The organism is Longimicrobium sp., from assembly GCA_036377595.1.
GTDB lineage: Bacteria > Gemmatimonadota > Gemmatimonadetes > Longimicrobiales > Longimicrobiaceae > Longimicrobium.
Genome location: DASUYB010000130.1, coordinates 79,145 through 103,182, shown reverse-complemented (window position 1 = coordinate 103,182; position 24,038 = coordinate 79,145). Strand labels below are relative to the sequence as shown.

22 protein-coding genes are annotated in these 24,038 nt (G+C 69.8%); 17 read left to right on the top strand and 5 right to left on the bottom strand.

What is annotated here, in order from left to right; genetic code table 11:
* Positions 1 to 6: 6 nt before the first annotated feature.
* The 6 genes from VF092_23145 (at position 7) to radC (ending at position 7,974) form a co-directional block, all read left to right on the top strand.
* Positions 7 to 1,182, top strand: a complete 1,176-nt coding sequence (locus VF092_23145) for a nucleotidyltransferase family protein (GenBank protein HEX6750209.1) — start codon at positions 7 to 9, stop codon at positions 1,180 to 1,182.
* A gap of 22 nt (positions 1,183 to 1,204) precedes the next feature.
* Complete coding sequence (locus VF092_23140) at positions 1,205 to 1,936, top strand: tetratricopeptide repeat protein (protein HEX6750208.1); 732 nt, start codon at positions 1,205 to 1,207, stop codon at positions 1,934 to 1,936.
* A gap of 280 nt (positions 1,937 to 2,216) precedes the next feature.
* Positions 2,217 to 3,026, top strand: a complete 810-nt coding sequence (bamD, locus tag VF092_23135; protein HEX6750207.1) for an outer membrane protein assembly factor BamD — start codon at positions 2,217 to 2,219, stop codon at positions 3,024 to 3,026.
* Between the two features lie 28 nt (positions 3,027 to 3,054).
* The gene (gene nadD, locus VF092_23130; GenBank protein HEX6750206.1) at positions 3,055 to 3,648 is read left to right on the top strand and encodes a nicotinate-nucleotide adenylyltransferase; all 594 of its coding nucleotides are present in this window, start codon (positions 3,055 to 3,057) and stop codon (positions 3,646 to 3,648) included.
* Between the two features lie 151 nt (positions 3,649 to 3,799).
* Positions 3,800 to 7,060, top strand: coding sequence for a preprotein translocase subunit SecA (gene secA, locus VF092_23125; GenBank protein ID HEX6750205.1), 3,261 nt, complete (start codon positions 3,800 to 3,802; stop codon positions 7,058 to 7,060).
* 158 nt (positions 7,061 to 7,218) lie between these two features.
* Positions 7,219 to 7,974 (top strand): DNA repair protein RadC, encoded by a 756-nt coding sequence (gene radC / locus VF092_23120; protein HEX6750204.1) that lies wholly within the window; start codon positions 7,219 to 7,221, stop codon positions 7,972 to 7,974.
* Here the strand turns inward: radC and VF092_23115 are convergent.
* Positions 7,935 to 8,516 (bottom strand): hypothetical protein, encoded by a 582-nt coding sequence (locus VF092_23115; protein HEX6750203.1) that lies wholly within the window; start codon positions 8,514 to 8,516, stop codon positions 7,935 to 7,937. The genes radC and VF092_23115 overlap by 40 nt on opposite strands.
* Positions 8,517 to 9,204: 688 nt before the next feature.
* Here VF092_23115 and VF092_23110 point away from each other — a divergent pair.
* The 5 genes from VF092_23110 to VF092_23090 all read left to right on the top strand — a co-directional run bounded on the left by VF092_23110 (position 9,205) and on the right by VF092_23090 (position 15,658).
* The gene (locus VF092_23110) at positions 9,205 to 11,415 is read left to right on the top strand and encodes a bifunctional (p)ppGpp synthetase/guanosine-3',5'-bis(diphosphate) 3'-pyrophosphohydrolase (GenBank protein ID HEX6750202.1); all 2,211 of its coding nucleotides are present in this window, start codon (positions 9,205 to 9,207) and stop codon (positions 11,413 to 11,415) included.
* Between the two features lie 352 nt (positions 11,416 to 11,767).
* Positions 11,768 to 12,676 carry a haloalkane dehalogenase gene (locus tag VF092_23105; protein HEX6750201.1) on the top strand — a complete coding sequence of 303 codons (909 nt, stop codon included), beginning with the start codon at positions 11,768 to 11,770 and terminating at the stop codon, positions 12,674 to 12,676.
* An 84-nt stretch (positions 12,677 to 12,760) separates the two neighbouring features.
* Entirely contained in the window at positions 12,761 to 13,885 is a 1,125-nt protein-coding gene (locus VF092_23100; GenBank protein ID HEX6750200.1) for an AI-2E family transporter, read from the top strand.
* A gap of 151 nt (positions 13,886 to 14,036) precedes the next feature.
* Entirely contained in the window at positions 14,037 to 14,246 is a 210-nt protein-coding gene (locus VF092_23095) for a hypothetical protein (GenBank protein HEX6750199.1), read from the top strand.
* 251 nt (positions 14,247 to 14,497) lie between these two features.
* Entirely contained in the window at positions 14,498 to 15,658 is a 1,161-nt protein-coding gene (locus tag VF092_23090; protein HEX6750198.1) for an FAD-binding oxidoreductase, read from the top strand.
* Positions 15,659 to 15,741: 83 nt separating this feature from the next.
* Here the strand turns inward: VF092_23090 and VF092_23085 are convergent, their stop codons facing one another.
* A complete protein-coding gene (locus VF092_23085; protein ID HEX6750197.1) occupies positions 15,742 to 16,575 on the bottom strand; it encodes a neutral zinc metallopeptidase in 834 nt (277 codons plus the stop codon).
* Positions 16,576 to 16,762: 187 nt separating this feature from the next.
* Between VF092_23085 and VF092_23080 the strand changes: the two genes are divergently transcribed.
* The 3 genes from VF092_23080 to VF092_23070 are packed head-to-tail and all read left to right on the top strand — an operon-like array spanning position 16,763 to position 18,305.
* Positions 16,763 to 17,401, top strand: a complete 639-nt coding sequence (locus tag VF092_23080) for a GNAT family N-acetyltransferase (protein ID HEX6750196.1) — start codon at positions 16,763 to 16,765, stop codon at positions 17,399 to 17,401.
* A 50-nt stretch (positions 17,402 to 17,451) separates the two neighbouring features.
* Positions 17,452 to 17,700: a hypothetical protein gene (locus VF092_23075; GenBank protein HEX6750195.1), complete on the top strand. Its 249-nt coding sequence runs from the start codon at positions 17,452 to 17,454 to the stop codon at positions 17,698 to 17,700.
* On the top strand, positions 17,697 to 18,305 hold the full coding sequence (locus VF092_23070) for a hypothetical protein (protein ID HEX6750194.1): 609 nt from the start codon (positions 17,697 to 17,699) through the stop codon (positions 18,303 to 18,305). The genes VF092_23075 and VF092_23070 overlap by 4 nt, the downstream gene beginning before the upstream one ends.
* Before the next feature lie 25 nt (positions 18,306 to 18,330).
* Here the strand turns inward: VF092_23070 and VF092_23065 are convergent, their stop codons facing one another.
* Together VF092_23065 and VF092_23060 are read right to left on the bottom strand one after the other, a co-directional pair.
* Positions 18,331 to 18,927, bottom strand: a complete 597-nt coding sequence (locus VF092_23065; GenBank protein HEX6750193.1) for a PIN domain-containing protein — start codon at positions 18,925 to 18,927, stop codon at positions 18,331 to 18,333.
* A complete protein-coding gene (locus VF092_23060) occupies positions 18,927 to 19,409 on the bottom strand; it encodes a helix-turn-helix domain-containing protein (protein ID HEX6750192.1) in 483 nt (160 codons plus the stop codon). The genes VF092_23065 and VF092_23060 overlap by 1 nt, the downstream gene beginning before the upstream one ends.
* 158 nt (positions 19,410 to 19,567) lie before the next feature.
* Here VF092_23060 and VF092_23055 point away from each other — a divergent pair, with 158 nt between their 5' ends.
* Positions 19,568 to 21,424, top strand: coding sequence for a gamma-glutamyltransferase (locus VF092_23055; protein ID HEX6750191.1), 1,857 nt, complete (start codon positions 19,568 to 19,570; stop codon positions 21,422 to 21,424).
* Positions 21,425 to 21,703: 279 nt separating this feature from the next.
* Here the strand turns inward: VF092_23055 and VF092_23050 are convergent, their stop codons facing one another.
* Positions 21,704 to 23,110: a M20/M25/M40 family metallo-hydrolase gene (locus tag VF092_23050; GenBank protein HEX6750190.1), complete on the bottom strand. Its 1,407-nt coding sequence runs from the start codon at positions 23,108 to 23,110 to the stop codon at positions 21,704 to 21,706.
* A gap of 380 nt (positions 23,111 to 23,490) precedes the next feature.
* Here VF092_23050 and infA point away from each other — a divergent pair, with 380 nt between their 5' ends.
* Together infA and VF092_23040 are read left to right on the top strand one after the other, a co-directional pair.
* Positions 23,491 to 23,709, top strand: coding sequence for a translation initiation factor IF-1 (gene infA, locus VF092_23045; GenBank protein ID HEX6750189.1), 219 nt, complete (start codon positions 23,491 to 23,493; stop codon positions 23,707 to 23,709).
* A gap of 40 nt (positions 23,710 to 23,749) precedes the next feature.
* The gene (locus tag VF092_23040; protein HEX6750188.1) at positions 23,750 to 24,022 is read left to right on the top strand and encodes a hypothetical protein; all 273 of its coding nucleotides are present in this window, start codon (positions 23,750 to 23,752) and stop codon (positions 24,020 to 24,022) included.
* The last annotated feature ends 16 nt before the right edge of the window (positions 24,023 to 24,038 follow it).

Sequence of the window (24,038 nt, the reverse complement as noted above, 5' to 3'; positions counted from 1 at the left end):
CCAGCGATGAGCGCGCCCGCCGGCGACGGCGTGGTGAGGGAGGCGCTGGCGCTGCGCGCGTGGGCGCTGCGGCTGCTGGGCGGCGAGCCCGCGCCGCCGCCGCGGGCCGGCGAGGCGGCGTGGCAGGCCTTCCTCTTCGCCGAGCGCTGCGCGATGCCGCTGCGCGTGCGGATGGCGATGCAGGTCTCCGGGGCGGAGACGGTCGGTGTGCTGGAGGCGCGCGCCACGATCGAGCTGCAGCGGGCGATGGCCGCGCGCGCGGGGCTGGCGGAGCTCGCGCGCATGGTGCGCGAGCACGGGCTGCGCGCGATGGTGCTGAAGGGCGGCGTGCCGCTGGCCCAGGGCGGCGAGATGCTCGACGTCTCGGACGTGGACCTGCTCCTCTCCGCCGAACACGCGGCGGCGCTGGCGGCGGCGATGGACCGCTCCGGATGGAGCCCGGAGTACGCCGACCCGGTGCCCGGCACGCCCGGGTGCTTTCATCTGGCCGGGCGGACGCGGCCGGGGTACGTTGGTGTCGAACTGCACTACGCGCTGGCCTTCCTGGGCGGGGATTTCGATCCGTGGGAGGGCGCGCGGCCGTCGGCCATCCCCGGGCTGCTGCGGATGGCGCCGCGGGCGCAGGCGTGGCACGTGCTGGCCCACGCGGTGGTGCACCACCCCGCGCGGCGCGGCACCCTCCGCGACCTGCTGGTGCTGGCGCAGGCGCTGCGCGAGTGCACGGCCGACGACCTGGCCGCGCTGGAGGCGCGCGCCGCGGCTTCCGTCCACGCCGCGCCGCTGGGCGACGCGCTGGCGATGGCGCGCGCGCTGGCCGGGGGGCGGGCGCCGGACGACGCGTTCGCGGCGGTGGCGGCCATCGTGTACCTGCTCGTGTCCGGCGCGTCGCGGGTGCCGCACGACGGCCGCTTCGGCGGCGCGCTGGTGGCGGCGGCGACCGGCTTCGTCGCCGGCGGCGGCGAGTACCGGCGGCTGTGGGCGGGCGGGCCGACCGCGGTGCTCACCCCCGAGGCCTTCCAGGGCGGCTACGGGATCGACCGCTGGGCGCCGGGCGCCGCCCGCGCGCTGCGCAAGCTGCAGCGCGGGAGCGTACTGGCCGCGGCGTCGGTGCCGGGATGGATGCTGGCGCGGCGCGCGGCCCGGCTGACGGGGCGCGCGGAGCAGGCAGCGGCGCGGAACTGACTTCACCTCACGCGGAGGACGCATGGCGCTGGACCCGGCCGTCGAGCAGATGATCGCGCGGGCCAAGGACAGCTTCGCGCGCGGCGCCTACATCGCCGCGCTCGAAGAGCTGCAGCCCGTGGCCGAGCGGCACCCGGCGTTCGCGGACGTGCAGAACCTGATCGGCCTCTGCCTCTCGCTGCTGGGACGGGGCGAGGAGGCGCTGGCGGCGTTCGAGCGGGCCACGGAGCTGAACCCGGGCTACGTGGAGGCGCACCTGAACCGCGCCATCACGCTGAACGACCTGGGGCGAATCGACGAGGCGCGCGAGAGCTTCCAGCGCGCGGCCGAGGCCGACGAGGAGAAGGCCGGCGGCGGCCGCTTCAGCAGCGCGGCGGCGGCGCGGCTGGCCAACATGCACGCCGAGCTGGGCGACACCTACGCCGCGGCGGGCGCGGGCGAGGAGGCGCTGGAGGAGTACCGAAAGGCGGCGGGGTTGCGCCCGCAGTTCCTCGACATCCGCAACAAGCTGGCGCGCACCCTGATCGACCTGGGCCGCGCCGACGAGGCGGTGGCCGAGCTGCAGGCGATCCTCGACGCGCGCCCCTCGTTCGTGGCCGCGCGCGCGAACCTGGGGCTGGCGCACTACCGCGCCGGCCGCCTGGACGACGCCGAGCGCGAATGGCGCCGCTGCGAGCAGCAGCAGCCGGAGAACGCGCAGGTCTCGGGCTACCTGGGGATGCTGGCGCGGCAGCGGGAGACGGGCGCCAGCTGAAAGTGCGTGAGTGCGGAAGTGCGTGAGTGCGCTGCGCGATCCGCACTCATGCACTTCCGCACTCACGCACTCCGGCGATGAGGTTCGGCTCGCGCTGGATGGCGGGTCCCTGCCGAACGCGCACGGACCCTGACGAAAACGGATGCGCCGCGCCGGGCGCGCCGCCGGAACGGCAGCCTTGGCGCGGCGCGCGCCTTGCGGAAATCCCCGCCCCGTGCACCGGATGCGCGGGGCCCACACGGAATGAACAACCCCCCGCCCGGCGGGGTACTCGGCTCGCATGACCAGAAACCGTATCGGGCGCAGGCTCGCCCCCGCGCTCATCGTGGCGCTTTTCCTGCCCGCCTGCGCCGTCTTCAAGAAGGAGCTCCCGCTCACCCCGGAGATGGCCTATGTGCGCGGGATGGCCGCGTACCAGGCCAAGCGCTACGCCCGCGCGGCGGACCTCATCAAGCGCTGGGTCGACGCCAACTCCGCCGGCGATCCGCGCATGCCGCAGGCGCTGCTGGCGCTGGGGATCTCGCACATCCACACGGGCGAGTACCTGACCAGCGCGTCGGAGCTGCTGCGGCTGATCACCGACTATCCGCAGCAGGCCGAGCAGCAGGAGGCGCGCTACCGCCTGTGCGACGCGTACCACCACCTGTCGCCGCGCGCGCAGCTCGACCAGCAGTACACCGAGACGGCCATCACCTACTGCGAGAGCTTCGCGCAGTACTACGGCACCACGCCGCAGGCCGACACGGTGCGCCAGTGGGTGTCGGGGATGCGCGACAAGCTGGCCTACAAGTCGTACCTGAACGGGATGTTCTACCTGCGCCGGCAGGCGTACGACGCGGCGGTGATCTATTTCAACGACACCGCCAACGGCTTTCCCGACACGCCCTGGGCGCCCGCCGCGCTGGCGCGGATGGTGGAGGCGTACGGGAAGATCAACTACCGCGAGGAGGCCGAGGAGGCGCGCCAGCGGCTGCTGCGCGACTTCCCCCAGAGCGCCGAGGCCCGGCAGCTGAGCGCCGCCGCCACCCCCGCGCGGGCCGATTCGGCCGCGGCGGCGGGCTCGGCGTCGACGCCCACCCCGACGCCGTAGCACGGGGCGGCGGAAGGCGGGCGGCGCGGTGAGGCTCGGCGTGTTTGGCGGCACCTTCGACCCACCGCACGTGGGTCACCTGGCCGCCGCCTCGGAGGCGGCGGAGGTGCTCGGGCTGGACCGGGTGCTGTGGGTGCCGGCGGCGGTGCACCCGTTCAAGGGCGGCGCCGTGGCCGCCTCGCCCGACGCACGGCTGGAGATGGTGCGCGCGGCGATCGCCGGCGACGAACGGTTCGAGGCGTGCGACCTGGAACTGCGCCGCTCCGGGCCGTCGTACACCGTCACCACGCTCCGGGAGCTGCAGGCGCGGCACCCCGGGGCGGAGCTGTTCTTCCTGACGGGCGCCGACAACCTGCGCGACCTCCCCAAGTGGAAGGAGCCGGACGAGGTGGTCCGTCTCGCCCGCTTGGTCGTCGTCTCCCGGCGCGGTGAAGGGGTGCCCGCCGGGCTGCCGTATCCCGCGACGGCGGTGAGCGTCACGAGGATCGACGTCTCCTCCACCGAGCTGCGCCGCCGCGCCGCGGCGGGCGAGACGATCCGCTACCTGGTGACCGAGCCGGTGCGTGAGATCATCGAGCGGATGGGGCTGTATCGGGGCGAAGAAGAAAGTCCTGAGTCCTGAGTCCCAAGTCCTAAGTTTCTTGGGTCCGAGATTCGCGGGCGTGTCCGACAGTTTTGCCACTCAGGACTTAGGACCCAGGACTTAGGACTTTGATCGTCTGATGTCCGACTGAAAACAAGAGCGGAAGGGTTCGTTTCCGATGTTGAAGAGCGTGATCCGGGCGGTGTTCGGCACGCGCCACCAGCGCGAGCTGAAGCGCCTGCAGCCGATCGTGGACGAGATCAACCAGCACTTCGAGAGCCTGCAGGGGCTCTCGGAGGACGAGCTGAAGGCGCAGACGGAGAAGTTCCGCGCCTACATCCGCGAGGCCACGGGCGAGGTGCAGGCCGAGCTCGACGAGCTGCGCGAGCGCAAGCGCTCTGCCGAGAGCGCCGCCGAGCGCGAGCAGCTGGCCGTGGAGATGGGCGACGCCGAGCGCCGCCTGAAGAGCGCCACCGAGGCCGCGCTCGACGAGATCCTGCCCGAGGCGTTCGCCACGGTGAAGGAGGCGTGCCGCCGCCTCGTCGGCACCGAGGTCTCCGTCACCGGTCAGCCGCTGGTGTGGGACATGGTGCCGTACGACGTGCAGCTGATCGGCGGCATCGTGCTGCACCAGGGCAAGGTCGCCGAGATGGCCACCGGCGAGGGGAAGACGCTGGTCGCCACGCTGCCGCTGTACCTGAACGCGCTCACCGGGCGCGGCGCGCACCTCGTCACCGTCAACAGCTACCTGGCCCAGCGCGACAGCGAGTGGATGGGCCACGTCTACAAGTACCTGGGCCTGTCCGTGGGCTGCATCGACCTGCACGAGCCCAACGGGCCCGAGCGGCGCGGCGCCTACGCGGCCGACATCACCTACGGCACCAACAACGAGTTCGGCTTCGACTACCTCCGCGACAACATGGTGCACGCGCTGGAGCAGCGCGTGCAGCGCGGCCACGCGTACGCCATCGTCGACGAGGTCGACAGCGTGCTGATCGACGAGGCGCGTACCCCGCTGATCATCAGCGGCCCCGTGGGGAACGAGACGAACGACGCGTACGCGCGCTACAACCCGCAGGTGGCCGACCTCTACCGCCGCCAGACGCGCATCGTCAACGAGCTGATCGCGCAGGCCGAGAAGGACATCGCCGGGAACGAGAGCTACGCCGCCGGCGAGCGGCTCTTCCTGGCCCGCCGCGGATCTCCCCGCAACAAGCGCCTGCTCAAGCTGCTGGCCGACGACCCCGGGCTGGTGAAGACGATGGGGAAGGTCGAGCGCGACTACATGCAGGAAAAGAAGGTGCACGAGCTCGAGGAGCAGCTGCTCTTCTCCATGGACGAGAAGGGGCACAACGTGCACCTGACCGACCAGGGGCTCGACGTCCTCGCCCCGGATGACCACGAGGCCTTCGTGGTGCCCGACATCAGCGAGGAGGTCCACCGCGTGGAGGTGAACGCCGAGCTGGGCGTGGACGAGAAGCGCGACGCCATCGCCACGCTCGAGCGCGAGTACGCGGAGAAGAGCGAGAAGATCCACGTCATCCACCAGCTGCTGAAGGCGTACGCCCTGTTCAACAAGGACGAGCAGTACGTCATCCAGAACGGCGAGGTGATGATCGTGGACGAGTTCACCGGCCGCATGATGCAGGGCCGGCGCTGGTCCGACGGGCTGCACCAGGCGGTGGAGGCCAAGGAGGGCGTGTCGGTGAAGGCCGAGACGCAGACCATGGCCACCATCACCATCCAGAACTACTTCCGCATGTACGACAAGCTCGGCGGCATGACCGGCACCGCCGAGACCGAAGAGGGCGAGTTCCACCAGATCTACGGCCTGGAGGTGATGGTCATCCCCACCAACCGGCCGGTGCAGCGCGACGACCGCCACGACCTGGTCTACAAGACCAAGCGCGAGAAGCTGAACGCCATCATCACCGAGATCCAGCGGCTGAACGCCATGGAGCTCCCGGTCCTGGTCGGCACCGTCTCGGTCGACGTCAGCGAGACGCTGTCGCGGATGCTGAAGCGGGCGGGGGTGCCGCACGAGGTGCTGAACGCCAAGCAGCACCAGCGCGAGGCCGAGATCGTGGCGCGCGCGGGGCAGCCGGGGTCGGTGACCATCGCCACGAACATGGCCGGGCGCGGCACCGACATCAAGCTGGGGCCCGGCGTCACCGAGCCGCGCACCATCGCCTGGCTGAAGGAGCGCGGCGTCGACCTCAAGCTCGTGGGCACGCTGCCGGATCCCGAGCAGAGCGAGGATCTCACCACCAAGCCCGACGACTACGTGGTGGAGGTGGGCGGGCTGCACATCCTGGGAAGCGAGCGCCACGAGAGCCGGCGCATCGACCGGCAGCTGCGCGGCCGCGCCGGCCGCCAGGGCGACCCCGGCGCCAGCGAGTTCATGATGTCGCTGGAAGACGACCTGATGCGCCTGTTCGGCTCCGAGCGCATCGCCAGCATCATGGACCGCCTCGGCGCGCAGGAGGGCGAGGTCATCACCCACCCGTGGATCACCAACTCGATCTCGGGCGCGCAGAAGCGGGTGGAACTGCAGAATTTCGAGGCGCGCAAGCGGCTGCTGGACTACGACGACGTGATGAACCAGCAGCGCGAGGTGATCTACGACCTGCGCACCTTCGCGCTCGAGGGCGGCGGCGAGCTGCAGGGCGAGGTGTGGGAGATGATCGAGAAGTCGCTCCCGCCCATCGTGGACGAGTACACCGACGGGCCGCACCCCGAGGAGTGGGACCTGACCGGGCTGCGCCAGCGGCTGACGCTGGACTTCTTCATCACCGCCGACCGCTTCCCCTCGATCGAGGGCGGCGGCGACACGTTCGACAGCAAGCAGGAGGTGGTGGACTACGTGCAGGAGCTGGCGCACGAGGCCTATCACCAGAAGCTCGACCAGTTCGGCGCCGCCAGCGACGACGTGCTGCGCTACATCGTGCTGTCCACCATCGACGAGAAGTGGAAGGACCACCTCTACGATCTGGACCACCTGAAGGCCAGCATCGGGTTCCGCGGGTGGGGGCAGAAGGACCCGCTGGTAGAGTACAAGGCCGAGGCCTACGACATGTTCGAGTCGCTGATGCGCGACCTGTACCTGTCGGTGGCCAAGTTCGCCTTCCGCGCCACCATCGCCGCGCCGCAGCCCGCGCCGCCGCCGCCGCTGTTCTACGGCACGCCCATGCACGGCGACGAGCCGGTCGACGCCACCTACGGCGACGAGACGCCGGCGCCTGATGCCGAGCCCGCGCCGCCGCCGCGCCGGTCGTCGCTGGGGATCAACCCCTACGCGGCGGTACCGCCCTCGCAGCGGCAGCTGAGGACGAACCGCGAGGAGGAGGCAGGCCCGAAGCCCGCGGCCGCCGCGGCCACGGTGGGACGCAACGACCCCTGCCCCTGCGGCAGCGGCAAGAAGTACAAGAACTGCCACGGCCGCGGGGCATAGCGGACGGGCAGAGGGCAGCAGGAAGGCGGGGTGGCGTGCCAACGGGTGCGCCACCCCGCTTCTTCTTTGGGTGATCAAAGACTCTGGACAGGGTGGGGGTACTTTCGTATTTTGTTCGGTATTGTAAAGGGCATCCACCTTTGCTCCGCGTGGCAGCCATGCACTTCCCCATCAAGCAGTGGCCCGTCGACGAGCGTCCTCGCGAGCGCGTGCGCGCGCTGGGGGTGCGGGCGCTCTCCACCCGCGAGCTGCTGGCGCTGCTGATCGAAACCGGGCAGGCGCCGCGCAACGGTTTGCCCGGGCGGAGCGCGCTGGAGCTGGCCGGCGATCTGCTGGCCGCGTTCCCGGGCGAAGACGGCGGCGAGTCGTTGCGCCGCCTGATGGCGGCGCCGGTGTGCGTGGTGGCCGGCAGCGTGCGCGGCGTGGGCCAGGCCAAGGCCACGCGCGTGCTGGCGGCGCTCGAGCTGGGGCGCCGCGCCGCCGAGGAGGCGCGTCCCGAGCGCATCCGCCTGGCCACCGGGCGCGACGTGTACGAGCGCTACCGCTTCCGCATGCGCGACCTGCAGCACGAGGAGTTCTACGTGCTGGTGCTGAACACGCAGAACGAGCTGCTGAACGAAACCCTCGTCTCCCGTGGCACGCTCGACGAGTCGCTGGTGCACGCGCGCGAGGTGTTCCGCCACGCGCTGCATCACTCCGCGGCGTCGGTGGTGCTGATGCACAACCATCCCAGCGGCGAGCCCACCCCGTCGGGCGCCGACCGCCAGATCACCGCCGACCTGGTGAAGGCCGGCGAGATCCTGGGCGTCCCCGTCGCCGACCACGTCATCATTGGCGAGTCGCGCTACTGGTCGTTCCAGGAACGCGGCGAGCTCTACCGTGGCGTGCCAACTCTGCAGGCGCTGGCCGCGTAGATCGCAGTCCGGGGCGGGGCGCGCACACAGTTCTCCGCCGGCTCCAGCACGTCGGCGAGCCCGGCGTTCCAGGCGGTAATCTTTGTTGCGGTGGATCGAACCAGCTCGCGCAGCTCGGGCGGGAACTCGGGGTGGTCGGCGCCGAGCGCGAGGATGCGGAGGTACCGCGCCAGATCGCCCGCCTCATCTGCCACGATCTCGAAGTTCGGTCCTGGCCGCTGCGACGCGTCTGGAATGGCGCGCATGCAGATGTTCGTGATTCCGCGGAAGACGTCGATCGGATCGCACTCGATGAACGTCGTCACGTCCTCCGCGGTCGCTCCGGCGAGGCCCGGTCCGCACACGATGCGGTTCGCGACGACGTGCAGCGGGCGAATGATCTCCCATCCCCGTTCCAGGTAATTCAGAAGCGCGAAGAACATCCGCCGGTCTCGCGCGGACCTGAGCATCGCCACCCTCTCGCGCGCCGCACGCCATTCTTGTGCGGTCAGCATGCAGGCAGGTCCGTCGGCGAGCACGATGTTTCGGGCGAGCTTCGACATACCGCGACTCCTTCTCGCGATGAACAATCGATGCGGGCGCGCCGGTTCTGTTATCTATGACCCCTTGTTCTAGCGCTCCAATACAAGTAGGCTGTCCCGTGTATCCTACCTGAAACGCACCACCTTCGTACGGTAATTCTTTCACGCGGGAGCGTCAATGCTTCCGCGTGAGACTGCTGTATCCCGTGAGAATGCTGTATCCGTAGACGAACTCCGCACCGCGGCTACCGATCGGGTGCGCCGGAGCAGCTTCCGGCTAGTCGCACAAGAAATCGGTGTGGCTCACACCACGCTGGCGAGCTTCATTCACGGCGCTGAGCCATACGGGCGCACTTTGGCCAAGCTGCAGGCTTGGTATCGAGGAGAGGCGAACGAATTGGCGCGCCTCCGGAACGAAGTCGCGGAGTTGAAGAAGCGAGTCGCCGAGTTGGAGGCGCAGCTTCGTGAAGCCAGGAAATAGAGTGGGGCACCCCGGATAGAGGCGCTCCGAAGCATTTGTGCGTCACACCCGCGGCTGGGCGATTCGAGCCTGATACCATATCCGCGCACAGGGGGACGTGACCTACGGCGCCTGTGCGTTTACATTTGACGATATGCGAACGCCGCGCAGCATCCCGGCCGCAGGTTCCTGCGCCCGCCCGTCCACTCTGGACGGGCGGGCGTGTGTGCTGGCCCGAGGGAGGCGCTGATGGCCACCGCCGTCCCCGTGGTGCTGGAAGGCGACGCGCTGGAGCACGCGCGCTCCATCCTTCCGCCGATCCTCTTCAACAGCATCGAGAGCTACGCCGACCGGCTGGACCTTGAGCTGGTCACGAAGGCGTACGAGTTCAGCAGCGTGGCCCACTCCGGCCAGAAGCGCCGCTCGGGCGAAGACTACGTCACCCACTGCGTGGAGGTGGCCGCCATCTTGGGCGAGCTGCACCTGGACTCGGTGACCATCGCCAGCGCGCTGATCCACGACGTGGTGGAAGACACGCCCGCCACCGTCGAGGACGTGCGCGAGGCGTTCGGCGACGAGGTGGCCACCGTCGTCGATGGTCTCACCAAGCTGGCCAAGGTCCAGTTCCGCACCAGCACCGAGCAGCAGGTGGAGAACTTCCGCAAGCTGCTGCTGTCGATGGCGCAGGACGCGCGCGTGATCCTGGTGAAGCTGGCGGACCGGCTGCACAACATGCGCACGCTGGACTACCTCCCCGAGGAGAAGCGCCGCCGCATCGCGCTGGAGACGCGCGAGATCTACGCGCCGCTGGCCCACCGTCTGGGTGTCGCGACCATCAAGTGGGAGCTCGAGGACCTGTGCTTCAAGTTCCTGGAGCCCGAGGCCTATCGAGATCTCGCCAAGAAGATCAGCGAGAAGCGGCGCGAGCGCGAAGACCTGGTGGAGCGGATGCGCGAGCCGCTGCAGCAGGAGCTGCTCGACGCGGGGATCGACGCCGAGGTGACGGGCCGGCCCAAGCACCTGTGGTCCATCTACCGCAAGATGGTGCGCCGGACCAAGAACTACGAGGAGATCTACGACCTGATGGCCATGCGGGTGATCGTGGAGACGGTCACCGACTGCTACCACGCGCTGGGGGTGATCCACAACCGCTGGACGCCGCTGACGGAGCGGTTCCACGACTACATCGCCACGCCGAAGAGCAACATGTACCGGTCGCTGCACACGACCATCTTCGGCCCCGGCGGCAGGCTGTACGAGATCCAGATCCGCACGCGCGAGATGCACCGCACCGCCGAGTACGGCATCGCGGCGCACTGGAAGTACAAGGAGGGGCGCGCCACCGACGACGTCGACGAGACGCTGACCTGGTTCCGCCAGGTGCTGGAGTGGCAGCAGGAGACGAAGGAGCCGGAGGAGTTCATGGAATTCCTCCGGATCGACCTGTTCCAGGACGAGATCTTCGTCTTCACCCCCATGGGCGACGTGAAGCAGCTTCCCAAGTCCGCCACGCCCATCGACTTCGCCTTCTCGGTGCACACCGAGGTGGGTGTGCACTGCGTGGGCGCGCGGGTGAACGGGCGCATCAGCCCCATCACCCGCGAGCTGCAGAACGGCGACACGGTGGAGATCCTCACCGACCCGCGGCAGCGCCCCTCGCGCGACTGGCTGGCGTTCGTGAAGACGGCGCGCGCGCGCAACAAGATCCGCCAGTGGATCAAGGAGGAGGAGTTCGGCAGCTCGGTGGAGCTGGGGCGCGAGTTCATCGAGCGCGAGATCAAGAAGGCGCGCCGCGAGAAGGTGACCGAGGAGCGCTTCGACGAGGCGGCGCGGGCGCTGAACCTGCCCAACGCGCAGCACCTGTTCGCCGCCCTGGGGCGCGGCGACCTGGGCCCCGGCGCGGTGATGCGCGAGCTGTGGCCCGAGCTGGCCGAGCAGCCCAAGCAGCCGTCGGCGTTCGAGCGGCTGGTCTCCCGCGTGCGCGGCGAGCCGCCGGCGGTGAAGATCCAGGGGATGAGCAACCTGATGGTGCGCTACTCCCAGTGCTGCCAGCCGGTGCCGGGCGACAAGGTGATCGGCTACATCACGCGCGGGCGGGGCGTCAGCATCCACCGCATCGACTGCCCCAACATCCTGCAGCTGCGCGACCACCCCGAGCGCCGCGTCGACATCCAGTGGGACGGCGACGGCAGCGACCGCTTCTTCGTGCGGCTGGTGATGGAGGGCACCGACCGGCGCGGGCTGATGGCCGAGGTGGCCAGCGCCATCACCGGCACCAACACCAACATCCAGAGCGCCGAGATGAAGGCCGACGAGCGCGGGATGAAGGGCGAGTTCGTGGTGGAGGTGGAGAACCTGACGCACCTGAACCGCGTGATCAGCGCGGTGAAGAAGATCAAGGGCGTGGTGAAGGTGGAGCGGCGCGAGCAGGTGGACCCCGGCGACGTGGTCGACGCCTGACGGCGGTCCGCGCCCGGCCGGCTGCTCGCCCCCGCGATCGCGGGGGCGTTTTTGTTGCGGTCGAGCGCGAAATTATCTGGGACGATGCGACTGAAGTCGCGGCTACAACTACACGCTGTCCGCCTTCGCGGACATCATCGGCGTGCGGCCACGGCTCCCGCGCGTGAGACGAGTCATGCCAGTCCGGGTATTCAGTTTATGCATCCCACACTGGCCCCACTGACGTCATCCTGAAGCCGGCCAGACTGTAACCAGCGTATGCACAGTAGCTTGCAGGCCGAAGGATCTATAATCGACTCAGCACTGGCTCAGACGAGTTGCATCAATTCTTCAGCCGGAGTTGGTATCATCAATGACGAGTCCATCAACCCAGATCCTGCGCACGCCGGACGAGCGGTTTCGCGATCTCCCCGGATATCCGTTCGAGCCGCGGTACGTCACCGTCGACGGATTGCGGATTCACTACGTGGACGAGGGGCCGCGGGATGGATCGCCCGTGCTGATGCTGCACGGCGAGCCGTCGTGGTCGTATCTCTACCGCAAGATGATCCCGGTCATCGCCGCGGCGGGTTTCCGCGCCGTGGCGCCCGATCTCGTTGGGTTCGGGCGGTCGGACAAGCCGGCGGATATCGGCGCGTACTCGTACCAGCGGCACGTGGACTGGATGCGCGGCTTCATCGAGGCCATCGGGCTCGAGGCGATCACGCTCGTCTGCCAGGACTGGGGTTCGCTGATCGGGCTGCGGATCGCGGCGGAGGATCCGGAGCGCTTCGCGCGCATCGTCGCCGCCAACGCCGCGCTGCCGACGGGGGATGGGCGCACGCCGTTGATCTTCCGCGCATGCCAGGCGTGGGCGCGGTGGACGCCATGGTTCCCCGCCGGCCGCATCGTGCAGGCGGGATCGCATACCAAGCTTCCGCGCGAGGTGCGGCGGGCCTACGACGCGCCGTTCCCGCCGGAGCGGTACAAGGCCGGCGCGCGCGCCTTCCCGCCGCTCGTCCCCACGCGCCCGGACGACCCCGCCGCGGAGGCCAACCGCCGCGCGTGGGCGGTGCTGGAGCGCTGGGGGAAGCCGTTCCTGACCGCGTACGGTCAGCACGAGCGCATCACCCGAAGCTTCGAGCGGCGGTTCCAGCAGCGGATCCCGGGCGCGGCCGGACAGCCGCACGCCACCATCCGCGGCGCCGGCCACTTCCTGCAGGAGGATCGCGGCGAGGAGCTGGCGCGCGTCGTGGGGGAGTTCATCCGCTGTACCTCCTGAATCTCCCTGCACGAACGTCGGTCCCGCCCTTGCATTTACGCGGTGTGACTGCAGGAACGTGATGAACCCGTTGCGGGACGTGCCTTGACCGATCTCCAGCCCGACAATCCCCCCGCGCCCGGCGCGCGCCGCCGCCGCGGCGATGCCGTCCGCACCGTGGCGACCGTCGTCATCGCGGTGGTGGCGGTGGCGTTCGCGCTGTACTTCGGGCGCGAGGTGTTCATCCCCATCGCCCTGTCGCTGGTGTTCATGGCGCTGCTGCGGCCGGTGGTGCGCGCGCTGGAGAAGCTGCGCATCCCGACCGCCCTGGCGGCGCTCGTCGTGGTGCTCGGCTCGCTGGCGCTGCTGGCCGGGGCGGGATTCGCGGTGGCCGCGCCGGTGCAGAGCTGGGTGAAGGAGGCACCGCAGAGCATCCACAAGGCACAGGGAAAGCTGCGCGAGCTGGCGCGCGGCTTCGACCCCGTGGTCCGATCGATGGGCGGTGCGTCCGGCGGCGGACCGGCCGGCGGCGCGCGCTCCGCGGGCTCCGGCGGTTCCGGCGGCACCGGCGGGGAGACGCCGAGCCCGGCCATGCCGGGCGTAGCCACGAAGGTGTTCGGCACCACGGCCGGCGTGCTGTCGGCGTTCGTGGAGGTGGTGCTGCTCGTGTGGTTCCTGCTGGCGTCGGGCGACCTGTTCCTGCGCAAGCTGGTGCACGTGCTGCCGCTGATCGGCGAGAAGAAGCGCGCGGTGGAGGCGGTGCGCGAAACCGAGGCGGTGGTCTCGCGCTACCTGGTGGTGTCGCTGCTGATCAACCTCGGGCAGGGTGCCGCCGTGGGGGTGGCCATGTGGCTGATCGGCATGCCCACGCCGGTAATGTGGGGGATGATGACCGTGCTGCTGGAGTTCATCCCCTATCTGGGCGGCGCGCTGATGGTGCTGCTCCTGACGCTGATCGGCCTGGCCACGTTCGACTCGGCGGGGCACGCGCTGCTGGCGCCCGGCGCGTACCTGCTCATCACCACGCTGCAGAACAACCTGGTCAGCCCCATCCTCTACGGCCGGCGGCTGAAGCTGAACCCGGTGGCGGTGCTGGTGGGGGTGATGGTGTGGTGGTTCCTGTGGGGCGTGCCCGGCGCGTTCCTGGCCGTGCCCATCGTCGCCGCCGCCAAGGTGCTGGCCGACCGCGTCCCCGGCCTGGCCGCCCTCGGCGAGTTCCTAGGCGATTGAGGGCGAGCTTGCCTTCAGAGTGACGGGAGAGGCTGGATCGGAGGAATGACAGCGAGCGGCGCGAGTAGGTCCTAATTACTAAGGCACGAAAGGTGCGCAAACGGGTTACGAAAGCTTCGCTCGGCATCTCCCATCGAACCACGGAGGAACCATGGCCAAGCTCAGGATCGACGTCGATGCCCTGAAGGTCGAAACCTTCCAGACGGTGCCCGACGCTGGGCCGCGTGGCACAGTGGTCGGCGCGGCAGACGCCCCGCTGAACCGAGGAACCCGCTTCACACGGTGCTATGCTGAATGTGGGGTGTGCACTTACAGCAACTGCAACAGCACCGAACGGACGGAAATCGACTGCTTCTGCTGAGCGGTTCCAGCTGGCGCCAAGCTCGGTGCGGCGTGCGGTGCCGCGCCGAGCTGCGATGTATAACCCCTCTACTAAACATCAACGTCTGTCCGAGCCTCGTTTCCGACCGGATCTGCAATATTCCGCCACGGATGGTTCCGCCGCATGCGTTGCTGGCTGATGAACAGCGCGCGTAGAATTCGCCTCGGGCCTGTTGTGGTGGAAGCGGGCCGACGACGCACTCCCCTTGGCCGAGCCTTCGAAGAGCCTGTATGCCAACCGCGGATGTGGTGGTGATCGGCGGCGGGGTGATCGGCGCGAGCGTGGCGTATCACCTGGCGGCGCGCGGGTGCTCGGGTGTGCGCGTGCTGGAGCGCGAGCCGCGGCCGGGGCAGGGGAGCACGGGGAAGGCGACCGGCGGCTTCCGCTGCCAGTTCGGCTCCGACGTCGGCGTCCGCCTGTCGCTGCTGTCGAAGGAGAAGCTGCTGCGCTTCGCGGACGAGACCGGTGTGGACCCCGGCTATCGCCCGTGCGGCTACCTCTTCCTCGCCGATGACGCCGTCACGCTGAACCTCCTCCTGGCATCGCAGACAGTGCAGCACGCGGCGGGCGCGCTGGATCCGCGCGCGGTTACGCCGGAGGAGGCGAAGGAGATCAATCCCGCCATCTCCATCGACGGGCTGGTGGGCGGCACGTACTGCTCGTGCGACGGGTTCATCCGCCCGCTGGAGATCCTGCGCGGCTACACCGAGGCCGCGCAGCGTCTCGGTGTGCGCTTCGACCACGGGTGCGAGGTGACGGGGCTGCGGATGGAGGGCGGCCGCATCGCCGCCGTGCGGACGCGGGGCGGAGAGATCGCGGCCGGCGCCGTGGTCGACGCGGCGGGCGCGTGGGCGGGCGCCGTCGCGCGGATGGCGGGTGTGGAGATCCCGGTGACGCCGCTGCGGCGGCAGGTGGCGGCGACGGTGGCCACGGACGCGCTGCCGGAGACGATGCCGATGACCATCTTCGCCCCCGACGGTTTCCACGCGCGCGTCCGCGACGGCCGCGTGCTGATGCTCTGGCCCGACGAGCCGGCCACGCCATCCCCCTACGACCACGTGTTCGACGAGCGGTGGCTGCCGCAGGTGACGTCGCGCGCGCACCGGCGCATCCCCGCGTTGCGCGAGGTGGCGGTGGATCGCGGCGCGTGCTGGGCGGGGCTGTACGAGATGAGTCCCGACCGGCACGTGCTGCTGGGCGCCGCGCCGGGCGTCGACAATCTCTATCTCGCCAACGGATCGTCCGGCCACGGGGTGATGCACTCGCCCGCGCTGGGCCAGCTCCTGGCCGAGATCATCCTCGACGGCGCCGCGTCCACGCTGGACGTCCATCCCCTGCGCCCGTCGCGCTTCGCCGAGGGCGAGCCGATCGCATCTCCCGAGCTGCTGTGAACCGAAGTGCGTGAGCGCGGAAGTGCATGAGTGCGCTCGATCTCCAAGCGCACTCATGCACTCCCGCACTCACGCACTTCAGTTCACGCACTTCCCTCGAAGGTATCACACTGCTGCGGGTCGCCGGACCGGAGGCCGCGGGTGAACCATTCCACGCGCTGCGCCGAGGTGCCGTGCGTGAACGACTCGGGGACCACGCGGCCCTGCGCCTCCTGCTGCAGCTTGTCGTCGCCGATGGCGCTGGCGGCGTTGAGCGCGGTTTCCACGTCGCCCGGCTCCAGCACCAGCTCGCCGCGCTGGCGCGCCTGGTTGGCCCACACGCCGGCGAAGCAGTCGGCCTGCAGCTCCAGCCGCACGGAGTACCGGTTGGCCTCGGCGCGGCTGCCGGCCTGCTGCTCGGCCTGCTGCACCTGCGCCGAGATCCCCAGCAGGTTCTGCACATGGTGCCCCACCTCGTGCGCGATCACGTACGCGCGCGCGAACTCGCCCGGGGCGTGCAGCCGCTCCTCCATCTCGCGGTAGAAGCTCAGGTCGATGTACACCTTCTCGTCGCGCGGGCAGTAGAACGGGCCCATGGCCGCCTGGCCCATCCCGCACGCCGAGGGGTAGGCGTTGCTGAACAGCACCAGCCGCGGCTCCTGGTACTGGCGCCCCATCTTCTGGAAGATGTCGCCCCAGGTGAGCTCGGTGCTGCGCAGCACCTTGCTGACCCACTGGCTCTGCGCGTCGTTCTGCTGCGCCGGCGCGCCCGCGTTGCTCGGCGGCGGCTCGCCGCCGGTGACGTCGCCGGGATTGCCGCCCAGCAGCATGTACAGCAGTCCCAGCACCAGCGCGCCCAGGCCGCCCCCCACGGCCATCCCGCCACCCATGCCGCGGCGGTCCTCGACGTTGCTGCTTCCCCCCGTGTTCAGGCGCATCGGCCTTTCTCCGCGTCGCTGATCCCTTCGGCCCCGCTCGAACCCCGGGTCCGTCTAGCAAGCCCTTTGCCATTGAGCGGATGTGTACGCCGGGCCTTGCTTTGCGGCGCCACGGGACGTATTCCCCGACGCACCTTCCGGCGCGGCGTGCGCCGGTGGATCACCCGCATGCGGATGGACTGGACGGATGGACGGACAGATGTGGCTGGAGCTGCTGGGCTACGTGGCGTCGGTGCTGGTGGCGGTGTCGCTGATGATGAGCCGCATCCTGCGGCTGCGCCTGATCAACCTCGTGGGATCGCTCGCGTTCACCGTCTACGGCGTGCTGATCGGGGCGTACCCGGTGGCGGCTGTGAACGGGTTCATCTGCCTGATCAACCTGTGGTTCCTGGTGAAGATGCTCCGCGCGCACGAGTACTTCCGCCTGCTGGAGATCGAGCCGGACACGAAGTACCTGCGCTACTTCCTCTCCTTTCACGCCGACGACATCAAGCGCTTTCTCCCCTCGTTCGAGCACGCGCCGCGGAAGGGCGAGATGACGCTGTTCGTGCTGCGCGACCTGGTGCCGGCGGGGCTGTTCATCGGCGAGCCGCGCGGCGACGGGTGCCTGTGGGTGCGGCTGGACTACGTCATCCCCGCGTTCCGCGACCTCAAGGTGGGGCGATACCTGTACGAGGAGTGCGCCGGCTTCTTTCGCGAGCGCGGCATCCACACCATCGTCAGTCCCGCGGGACATGCCGGACACGCGAAGTACCTGCGCCGCATGGGCTTCACGCCTGCGGACCCACGGAATCGCGACGGAGCGTACCGGCTGCGCGTGGGGTGAGCCGACAGTCGGCGGGTTGGATTTCGGGGATTGTGTGACGGGGGATTGAAATGCCCCGCTGGAACTTCAAGAAGTCCGCCTTCGCGGACTGGGAATGGCGCGGCATCACCATCGAAGCGGGGGATGACGCGGCCGCACGCCGCGAACCCATCCTCCCGCGCCCGTCCAACCTTGCGGGTGAGCGGCTCGCTCACGCGCATCTTGATCGCATCTACCGACCTTTTATCGTGCACATCAGGGCGATCCGGCGATCTCACGGCGTCGTCCACCATCCCGTTCATGGCAGGAGGGGATCATGAGCTCGCTCGCGGAGGTTACGCCCATCGCGGTGGCCGTCATCGGGCTGATCGGCACGGTGGCGGTGAAACTCCTCGACCGCCCGCGTCCGGCCGGCGCGGACGGGACGCGGGAGCGCGGACGGCGGTCGCCGCGCGCGGGGATCGTCTTCTACTTGTTCATGGGGATGCTGGTGGGTGGCGCGGCCGTGGCCGCCGTCTCCCGCATCACCAGGCCGGCCGCCACGCCCGAGGTGCGCATCACCTCGCCGGCCAACGGCGGCAGCGCGGGCATGCAGGAGACCATCCGCGGCACCTCGCGCCACCTGCCGCGCGGCGACTCGATCTGGGTGGTGCTCTACATCCCCTCCACGGCGCGGTACTACCCGCAGGACCGCCCGGCCGACGTGCAGGCGGGGGGCGGATGGAACGCGCTGGCGCAGTTGGGCGGCGCGCAGGACGCCGGCCGCCGCTTCGAGGTGCTGGCCGTGGCGGCGGACGCGGCCGCGCGGGCAGAGTTCCACGGCTACATCGACGAGGGTGCGCGCCGGCAGAGCTGGGACGGCCTGGTGCGCCTCCCCGCCGGCGCGCGCGAGTACGACCGCGTGGCGGTGACGCGGCTGCCGTAGCTTCTCCGTCGCGGGGAAAACGGAGTCAACCTTGAGGGGATCGCGCAGCGTCGTGAAGAAACCCGCCATTCAACAGCAACTCGGCGGTGCGGGGAAGGCGGGCTGTCCCTCTCAACGCGGTCAGGTAGTCGGCAGGCGCGAGGGGGCTGATACGGAGGGAGCAGCGGTGTTGCTCTGCCGCGGCGAGAACTCGTTGTCGATCGAGGAACCAGAGGATCCCGACGAACGCGTCCGGATCGATTGCCGCAGTGCCTAGCGGATGAAGAATAGTCGAAGGGAAGTGCTTCAGATTGTGTGTCACAATGAAGTCGGCTTCATAGTGTACCGCAAGCGCGAGGACGTGGCGGTCTCCCTCGTCGGGCAGCTCGATGCGATCCGCACGTCCAGCGAAACCCGATCCCCATGCGGATGCGAAGACGCGGCGCATCTGGACGAGTAGGTGGTCGCACTGGGCTTGAGTGAGCTGGGCGTCACGACGCAGCGCGCGCATGCACTCGTCGATGATCTCGGCTGACCAGAGTGGCCGGAAGAGACCTTCGACCGCGAGGTGCAGCAGCAGGTTCCTGAGCTGGAACGGGAAAAGAACGTTTGCATCGAGCACCACGAGCGGGTGCTCGCGCATCAGTACCCCAGGCCCAGGCCGTGGGTGTACTCCGCCATCTCCTCCATGGCGCGAAGCATCTCCTCGCGCGAGGGTTCGGGTGCCGGCCGCTCTGCCCGTTCACGGAATGCGAGAACGTCGACCACCAGAAGACGGCGGTGGGTGCCTACGAAGCGGTACGGGATCGATCCCTGGTTCAGGAGGTTGATGAGGGTTGGGCGAGACATTCCGAGCAGGCGAGCAGCCTGGCTGGTCGTAAGCTCGGTGCTGTCGTCGGGAATGGCATGCACGGCGATTCGGTGTCCTTCGGACAACTCGTCCACCATGCGCGACAACGCGCGCACCACGGACACCGGCAGCTCCAGCTCCTCGAGCCGGACCGTTCCGGACCGCCGCATCCCCGCACGCTCGGCGGCCTCGGCGATGGAGTCGCGGCTGCGCTGCGCAGCTTTCACCGCGGACGCGGTGGGCTCGATGATCTCGAGGGGCTCAGTGGTCGCCATGGGATCTCTCTGGTTCGGTGCTTCCAGAATATAATCTAAGTGCAGCAAACGCAAAATCGGCGGCAGTGTCGATGGCGCGGCGAATTGCATCGCGGCGGCGGGGGCGCTACGCTGTCGGCACATCTCACATCTCACGACCGATGCGCGGAGCCGCCCCGATGCCGATCTTCCGTCGTCTGCTCTTCATCCCCCTCCTGCTCGCCCTCGCGTCGCCCGCCGCGGCGCAGCGGACGGTGAAGCCGGTGCTGCACGGGCGCCACTGGGTGGCGGTGACCGGAAAGCCGCTGGCCGCCACCGCCGGCGCCATGATCTTCCAGAAGGGCGGCAACGCGGTGGACGCGGCGTGCGCCATGATCGCCGCCACCAGCACCATGTGGGACGTGCTGAGCTGGGGCGGCGAGACGCAGGCGCTGATCTACAATCCCCACACGGGGCAGGTGATCGGCGTGAACGCGCTGGGGGTGGCTCCGTCCGGCGCCACGCCCGAGTTCTACCGCGGGCGGGGGATGCGGTATCCCCCCGAGTACGGGCCGCTGGCCGCGGTCACGCCGGGGACGCCGGGCGGGATCATGACCATGCTGGCGGAGTGGGGGACGATGTCGCTGAAGGATGTCCTGGCCCCCGCCATCCAGATGGCCGACGGCTACCCGATGGAGGACGAGGCGTCGAACTCCATCGAGCGCAACAAGAGCTGGATCCGGCAGTGGCCGTACTCGCGCGCGCTGTTCCTGGTGCACCCCGGCCAGCCGCGCGAGGGCCCCGCCATCGGCGAGATCTTCCGCCAGCCGGACCTCGCGCGCACGCTGCGCAGCCTGGTGGAGGCCGAGCAGCAGGCGCTGGCGCAGGGGAAGGGCCGCAAGGAGGCCATCTACGCCGCCTACGACCGCTTCTACCGCGGCGACATCGCGCAGGAGATCGTGCGCTCGGTGCGCGAGCAGGGCGGGCTGTTCACGATGGAAGACCTGGCGAGCTGGCGCGTGCGCATCGAGGAGCCGGTGCACACCAGCTACCGGGGGATCGAGGTCTACAAGCTGAACGTGTGGCAGCAGGGGCCGGCCATGCTCCAGGCGCTCAACATCCTGGAGACGTTCGACCTGAAGTCGATGGGCTACAACTCGCCGCGCTACCTGAACACCGTGTACCAGGCGATGTCGCTGGCCTTCGCCGACCGCGACTTCTACTACGGCGACCCCTACGTGCCGCCCGACGAGCCGGTGCGCGGCCTCCTCTCCAAGGAGTACGCCCGCCAGCGCGCGCGGCTGATCAACCCCCAGCGCAACGATCCGGACATCGGCCCGGGCGACCCGTATCCGTTCCAGGGCGGGCGCAACCCGTTCGTCGCCCTGCTGCGCGACTGGCCGAAGACGATGAACGGGCGCGACTCCGTCTCCGCGCCGCCCACGTCGTTCGCCGAGTTCCAGCGCCAGTTCCAGATGGGCACCACGTCGGTGGAGACGGCGGACGAGGAGGGGTGGGTGGTGAGCGTGACGCCCAGCGGCGGGTGGATCCCCGCCGTGGTCGCCGGGCGCACGGGGGTGGGGTTGAGCCAGCGGATGCAGAGCTTCGTGACCGACCGGGCGGAGAACCCGTTCAACGTCGTCCGCCCGGGCCAGCACCCGCGGGTGACGCTGACGCCCACGCTGGCGCTGCGCGACGGCAAGCCGATGCTGGCGTTCGGCGTGCAGGGCGGCGACAGCCAGGACCAGAATCTCCTCCAGTTCTTCCTGAACGTGGTGGAGTTCGGGATGAACGTGCAGCAGGCCGTCGAGGCGCCCAACATCAACACCTACCAGATGCGCAGCTCCTTCGGCGGGCACGAGGCGCGGCCCGGGCGGATGCTGGTGAACGCGTCGATGCCCGACTCGGTGCGCGCCGAGCTGCGGCGGATGGGGTACACGCTCGAGGTGCAGCGGCTGACGTCTGGCCCCATCAACGCCGTCTTCATCGACCGCGAGCACGGCAGCTTCTGGGGCGGCAGCAGCAACTACGGCGAGGACTACGGCATCGCCTGGTAGGAGATGGGGATTGGGAATGAGACGAGGGCCGGCGCTTCCACGCCGGCCCTCGTTCGTCGTCGTCGCCTGGACAGTCACGGGGTGATGCGGGCCACCGACATCCCCTCGCGCCTGCGATCCTCCCTCGCCGGGCCGTCCGCGATCGCCACCAGCCCGGTGAGGATCGTGAGCGGCGCGCACCGGGATTGGGGAATAAATGAATCACACGGAGGGAACGGAGGGAACGGAGGAACTCAGATCAGTCCTCCGTTCCCTCCGCGTGATTCATTTCTTTGGGTGTCACCGCGCCGGGGTAGGGCCGGGGAGCCGCTCCTCCATGTTGGCGGCGGTGTAGGCGATCACCGCCATCGCGGCCACGCACTCGCCCATCTCCCGCGGGTCCAGCTTGTCCAGTGTGTCGGCCTCCGTGTGGTGGTACCAGAAGTAGCGCGACGGGTCCGTGGCGATGGCCATCGCGGGGACGCCGCGCTGGAAGAGCGGGCCGACGTCCGCCTCCGGGCCGCTCGCCTGCACCGAGTCGACGCCCACCTGCCGCAGCAGGCCGGCCATCTCGCGCACCAGCGGCAGCCCGCCCTCGCCGCCGGAAAAGAGCAGGCCCTGCGGGTGGAAGACGCCGTTGTCGCTCTCCATCGCCAGGACGTGCTTCGCCAGCTCGGCGGCGTGCGCGTCGCGGTAGGCCAGGGCGCCGGCCAGCCCGATCTCCTCGTTCGTCCACAGCACCACGCGCACGGTCCGCCTGGGACGCTGGCCGAGCTGCCGGATCAGCCGCAGCGCCTCCCACGCGGCCACGCTTCCCCCGCCGTCGTCCACCGCGCCCTGCCCCACGTCCCACGAATCGATGTGGCCGCCGAGGACCACCACCTCGTCGGGACGCTCGGAGCCGCGCACCTCGGCCACCACGTTGCGCGACCGCGCGGGCGGCAGCGTGCGCGCGCCCATCGTCAGCCGCACCACCGGGCGCTCGCCGCGGTCCTGCATGCGCTGCAGCATCTCGGCGTCTTCCACGGTGATGGCGGCGCCGGGGATCCGCGGGACGGTGCGCGTGGTGTCGGTGTACGCCAGCCCGCCCGTGTGCGGCGTGCGCAGCGAGTGCGGGGTGACGGAGCGGACCAGCACGCCCACCGCGCCCAGCGCCGCGGCCGAGTCCACGCCGAAGGCGCGGTACTGCACCGCCGCGCCGTAGCCGGCGAAGGGATGCACGGTGGTGTCGAACGGCGCGTTGAAGACCACGATCCTCCCCCGCGCCTCCGCCCCGCGGCGCCGCAGCTCGGCGAAGTCGCGCACCACCAGCACCGGCGCGGCGATCCCCCTGGGCGGCGTGCCCACGCTGCGCCCCAGCCCCAGCATGTGCAGCGGCATGCGGCGCGGGCTCTCGAGCACCGCCGACTCCTCGCCGCGCACCCAGTGCATCACGGCCACCGGCTCGGTGTGCACGTTCTCCAGCCCGTCGCGGCGCATCTCCTCCACGATCCAGTCGATGGCGCGCTCCAGGCTCTCCGACCCGCTCGCGCGGTGCCCGAAGCGGTCGACGAGCACGCCCAGCCGGGCGTAGGCGGCGCTGTCGCGCAGGGCGGCGCGCACCAGGCGGTCGGCGGCGGCGCGGTGCGCGTCCAGCCGCTGCGCGCCGGCGGAGACGGGGAGCGCAAGCATCACGGCCGCGCACAGGAAGCGGCGAAGCGGAGTCATCGGTCGGGTCGGGAAGGGGATGGGGGATGGGGAGTGGCGGTGTCCGATCGGGTTTGCTCGCTCATCCTATGCGCCCCATCGCGGGACGCCAGTGGGTGATCGTATGGGATCTGTAAAAAGATCAGCGCGCCGTTGCGGCCAGCGGTGAGCATCTTTGTATCACTTCTGCCGATGCTGGTTTCGCTGCGGCGCATTCGGTGCTATCTTACAGCGTATCATCCCGTGCGCGAACGACTTCGGCGCCCGGGTGTACAGATGAATGCGGCTCAGTGCGGGGGCGCTCGTCCCCGCCGGCCACCGCCCGCGGCGCCCGTCCACCGCTGACGCGCGCCGCGGGCGTTCTTCCCCACTGCCGGACGTATCCGGCGGAAAGCGACGGTATGGCCAAGCAGGAATCGATCGAGATGGAGGGGGTGGTGAAGGAGGTCCTGCCCGACCGGCGCTACCGCGTGGAGCTCGTCAACGGTCACAGCGTGCTGGCCTACGGCGCGGGGAAGATGGCCAAGTTCCGGATCCGCGTGCTGGAGGGCGACCGCGTGACGCTCGCCATCAGCCCGTACGACCTCACCAAGGGGCGCATCACCTACCGGCACAAGTAAGCCGGCGGCCCCTTCCGCAATCACCGGAGGCAGGATGACGATGAACAACAGTGCCCGGCGGATCGAGCGTGAGTCCCTGACGGTGAACCACGATGCGCGTCCGGGCTGGGTCACGGCCATGGACCGCGTCCCCATGGCCGGCGAAGAGGTGTTCTGCACCGCCGGCGCCGGCACCGTCGTGCGCGTGCTGGGCCGCACCGGAGACGGCGGCCGCCTGCTGGAGCTGAAGCTGACGGAGGGAGACGGGAAGCCGTTCTTCGCCGCGTCGTCCAACGTGCTCCTGCCGCCCGAGCCCGCCGTCCTGGCCGGCTGAAGCGCCTCTGGCCCCG